Annotated in this window: 1 protein-coding gene; it reads right to left on the bottom strand. The window is 76.6% G+C overall.

The window, feature by feature from the left end:
• The coding region (locus K7787_RS31155; protein WP_247721467.1) for a type I polyketide synthase at positions 1-5,020 on the bottom strand (5,020 nt) is incomplete at both ends.

The following is a 5,020-nucleotide window of genomic DNA, read 5'->3' as shown; positions in this document are numbered from 1 at the left end:
GCGCCCAGCGTGCCGGTGCCGCCGGTGATCAGCACGGTGCCGTCCGGGTCCAGCGGACTCACGCCCGCGGCCTCCGCCGCCTCCGCCCGCACCAGACGCGGAACACGGATCGCGCCCCCGGCCAGCGCGAGCTGCGGCTCACCGCTCGCCAACGCCGCCGGCAGCAGACTCTCCGAGCCGTCCGCGACGTCCACGAGCACCAGACGGTCCGGATGCTCGTTCTGCGCCGTGCGCACCAGACCCCACACCGCCGCCTGCGCCGGATCGGCGACGGCGTCACGGGTCAGGACCACCAGCCGGGCGTCGCTCTCACCCGCCAAGTGCTCCTGCACGGCCGCCAGCGCCTCCCCCGCCGACTCCCGTACGTCCGTGCCCGGCCGGCCGGTCAGGTCCAGCACCGGCCAGTCCGCACCGGCCGTCTCCTGCGGCGCCGGCATCTCCTGCCAGTCCACCCGGAACAGCGCGTCCCGCAGCACGTCGTCGCCGGACTCCAGCTGCCGGGGGTCGACGGCCCGGAAGGCCAGCGAGCCCACCGACACGACCGGCGCCCCGGTGGCGTCGGCCGCCGTGACGGCCACGGTGTCGTTGCCGAGCCGGGTGATCCGCACCCGCAGGAACGTGGCGCCCGTGGCGTGCACGGTGACGCCGTTCCACGCGAACGGCAGCAGCACCTGCCCGGGCTCGGTCTCGGCGACCGCGCCGAAGCTCGTGGCGTGCAGAGCCGCGTCGAGCAGCGCCGGGTGCAGGGCGTAGGCGTCCGCTCCGGCGGCCGCCTCGTCGGGCAGGGCGACCTCCGCGTACGTCTCCTCGCCGTGCCGCCACACCTTGCGCAGCCCCTGGAAGGCGGGCCCGAAGTCGTGACCGGCGGCGGCCTGGCGCTCGTAGAAGCCGTCGATGTCGACCGGTTGCGCGCCCTGCGGCGGCCAGGCGGTGAGCGGTGCGCCGGCGGACGCGGGCGCGGAGGCGACGTGACCGGCGGCGTGCCGCACCCAGTCGGCGTCCTGACCGCTGCGGGAGTGGACGCTCACCGGGCGCCGTCCCGTCCCGCCCTCGGCCGCGCCGACCTGGACCCGCACCTCGGCGCTTCCGCGCTCCGGCAGCACCATCGGGGCCTGGAGCACCAGCTCCTCCAGGGTCGCGGCGCCGACCTGTTCGCCCGCGCGTAGGGCGAGTTCCACCAGACCGGTGCCCGGCACCAGGACCACCCCGGACTTGGCGTGGTCGGCCAGCCAGCCCGGCGCGGACGGCGACAGCCGCCCGGTCGCCAGTGCTCCGGCGCCGTCGGGGAGTTCGGCCACCGCGCCCAGCAGCGGGTGCGCGGCGTCGGCCAGACCGAGGGAGGTGACGTCGGCGGCGCCGGGGCCGGTCTCGGCCCAGTAGCGCTCCCGCTGGAAGGCGTAGGTGGGCAGGTCGATCCGGCGGGCCCCGGTGCCCGTCAGGAGGGCGGCCGGGGCGGCGGGCACCCCGCGCGCCCACAGTCCGGCCACCGCGGCGAGCAGTGTGGCCGGCTCGGGCCGCTCGCGGCGCAGTCCCGGCAGGAAGGCGGCGCCGGCCGGGTCGCCGAGCGCGTCCACGGTCTCCCGGGCCATCGCGGTGAGGACCGCGTCCGGCCCGATCTCCAGGAAGTGGCCGGCGCCCTGCTCCCGCGCCCAGCGCACCGCGTCCGCGAACCGCACCGCCTCGCGCACGTGCCGCGTCCAGTAGTCGGCGCTGCCGAGGTCGTCGAGTTCCACCCGGGCCCCGGTCAGCGCCGACACGACGGGGATGCGGGGGGCGGCGCAGTCGAGGGTGGCGGCGACGGCCCGGAACTCCGCCAGCATGGGCTCCATGCGCACGGAGTGGAAGGCGTGGCTGACCCGCAGCCGCTTCGTCTTCCGCCCCTGGCCGGCGAGCGCCTCGGCGACCGCGAGGACCGCGTCCTCGTCGCCGGACACCACCACGGCCTCGGGGCCGTTCACGGCGGCGACACCGGCCCGGCCGTCCGCGGGCAGCAGCGGGCGCACCTCGTCCTCGGCGGCCTGTACGGCGACCATCGCGCCGCCCTCGGGCAGCGCCTGCATCAGCCGGCCCCGCGCGGCGACCAGGCGGGCGCCGTCGGCGAGCGAGTACACGCCCGCCACGTGGGCGGCCGCCAGCTCGCCGATGGAGTGCCCGGCGACGAGGTCCGGGCGCACGCCCCACGACTCGACCAGGCGGAACAGCGCCACCTGGAGGGCGAACAGCGCGGCCTGCGTGTACACGGTGCGGTGCAGCAGCGCGGCCGTCTCGGTGCCGTCCTCGGCGAACACCACCTCCCGCAGCGGCAGCGGCACGTGCCCCGCCAGCTCCCGGTCCAGTTCGGCGCACGCCGCGTCGAACGCCTCGGCGTAGACGGGGTACGCCGCGTACAGCTCGCGGCCCATCCCGATGCGCTGGCTGCCCTGCCCGGTGAACAGGAACGCCGTCCTGCCCGGCGCCGGGGAGCCGGTCACCACGGACGCGGCCGGTGTGCCCTCGGCCAGCGTGTCGAGACCGGCGAGCAGTTCCGTGCGGTCGCCCGCCAGGACGACGGCGCGGTGGTCGAGCGCGGCACGCGAGGTGAGCAGGGAGTGGGCGACGTCGACGAGCCGGTCGTCGCCGTCGGCGATCCGGGCGGCCAGGCGCGCCGCCTGGCCCGCCAGCGCCTCGGGGGTCTTCGCCGACAGGGCGTACGGCAGTACGGCGGGCGCCGGGACCACGGTGGCCGGCTCGCCGTCGGCGGGCGGCTCCTCGGGGGCCTGTTCGAGGATGACGTGGGCGTTGGTGCCGCTCACCCCGAACGACGACACCGCCGCCCGCCGCGGACGCTCCACCTCCGGCCACGCACGCGCCTGCGTGAGCAGTTCCACCGCACCGGCGCTCCAGTCCACCTTCGTGGACGGCTGGTCCACGTGCAGCGTCCTCGGCAGCACCCCGTGCCGCATCGCCTGCACGACCTTGATGACGCTCGCGGCGCCGGCCGCGCCCTGGGTGTGCCCGATGTTCGACTTCAGCGAGCCGAGCCGCAACGGCTCCTCGCGGTCCTTGCCGTAGGTCGCCAGCAGGGCCTGGGCCTCGATCGGGTCGCCGAGGGCCGTTCCCGTGCCGTGCGCCTCCACCAGGTCCACCTCGGACGCCGGGAGGCCGGCGTCGGCGAGCGCCGCGCGGATGACGCGCTGCTGGGAGGGGCCGTTGGGGGCGGTCAGGCCGTTGGACGCGCCGTCCTGGTTGACGGCCGAACCGCGGACCACCGCCAGCACGGGGTGACCGTGGCGGCGGGCGTCCGACAGTCGCTCGACCAGCAGCAGGGCCGCGCCCTCCGCCCAGCCGGTGCCGTCGGCCGCGTCCGCGAAGGCCTTGCAGCGGCCGTCGGTGGACAGTCCGCGCTGCCGGGAGAACTCCACGAACGCGTCCGGCGTCGTCATCACCGCCACACCGCCGGCCAGGGCCATCGTGGACTCGCCGGCGCGCACCGACTGCGCGGCCAGGTGCAGCGCCACGAGGGACGAGGAGCAGGCCGTGTCCACGGTCAGCGCGGGGCCCTCCAGGCCGAAGGTGTAGGAGATGCGGCCGGAGGCGACGCTGCCGGACGTGCCGGTCAGCCGGTAGCCCTCCAGTTCCCCGGACGCGTGCTGCAACCGCAGCGTGTAGTCACGGTCGTTGACGCCGACGAACACGCCGACGTGCTGTCCGCGCAGCGCCGTCGGGTCGATGCCGGCGCGTTCGAACGTCTCCCAGGCGGTCTCCAGCAGCAGCCGCTGCTGCGGGTCCATGGCGACGGCCTCACGCGGCGAGATCCCGAAGAAGGCCGCGTCGAACCGGGTCGCCGTGTCGAGGAACGCGCCGGTGTTCGCGTACGAGGTGCCCAGGTGCTCCGGGTCCGGGTCGTAGATGCTCTCCAGGTCCCAGCCGCGGTCCTCGGGGAAGCCGCCGATCACGTCGGCGCCGTCGGCGACGATCCGCCACAGCTCGTCGGGGCCGTCGGCGCCGCCGGGGAACCGGCAGCCCATGGCGACGAGGACGACGGGGTCGTCGTCCGCCGCCCGCCGGGGCTCCCCGGCGCGCTCCTCGGCCGGCCCGGACTCCTCCCCCACCAGGTCACCGAGCAGTTTGCGGACCAGGTCGGCCGGCGTCGGGTAGTCGAAGACCAGCGTCGTCGGCAGGGTGAGGCCGGTGCGCTCGCCGATCCGGTTGCGCAGTTCGACCGCGGTCAGCGAGTCGAAACCGGCGTCCTTGAAGGCCCGCGTGCCGCCGATGGCGTCGGGCGAACCGTGGCCGAGGACGGCCGCCGCCTCCCCGCGCACGAGGTCCAGGAGCGTGCGCTCCCGCTCGTCCGCGGGCAGGCCCGCGAGCCGCTGTCCGAGGGTGCCCACGGCCGACTGCTCAGGGCCGCCCCGCGCCGCGGTGCGCCGCTGCGGGCGGACCAGGGAGCGCAACAGCCACGGCGCCGGCTCGGTCGCCGACCGGGCCCGCAGCCCGGCCAGGTCCAGCCGGGCCGCGACGAACGCCGCGTCGCCCGCCCGGACGGCGGCGTCGAGCAGCGCCGTCCCGGTAGCGGCCGACAGGCCCAGCATGCCGTCGCGCCGGTGGCGCCGCAGCGCCGTCTCGTCGAGGTGCCCGGTCATGCCGCTGACGTCGGCCCAGTAGCCCCAGGCGAGGGAGACGGCGGGGAAGCCGTCGGCGCGCAGGGTGTGGGCGTAGGCGTCGAGGGCGGCGTTGGCGGCGGCGTAGTTGGCCTGCCCGGGGTTGCCGAGGGTGCCGGCCGCGGAGGAGTACAGGACGAACGCGGCCAGGTCCTGTTCTTTCGTCAGCTCGTGGAGGTGGCGGGCCGCGTCCGTCTTCGCCCGGAAGGTGGTGTCCAGACGCTCGGGGGTCTGTGCGGTGAAGACGCCGTCGTCGAGCGCTCCGGCCGTGTGGATGACGGCGGTGAGCGGGTGCTCGGGGTCGACAGCCGCGAGGGCGGCGGCGAGTTGGTCGCGGTCGGCCGCGTCGGCGGCCACGACGGTGACGTGCGCGCCGAGCC

Origin of the sequence: Streptomyces sennicomposti (assembly GCF_019890635.1) — a bacterium.
In the GTDB taxonomy this organism is placed as follows: Bacteria; Actinomycetota; Actinomycetes; order Streptomycetales; family Streptomycetaceae; genus Streptomyces; species Streptomyces sennicomposti.
This window is presented reverse-complemented; position numbering and strand designations above follow the sequence as displayed.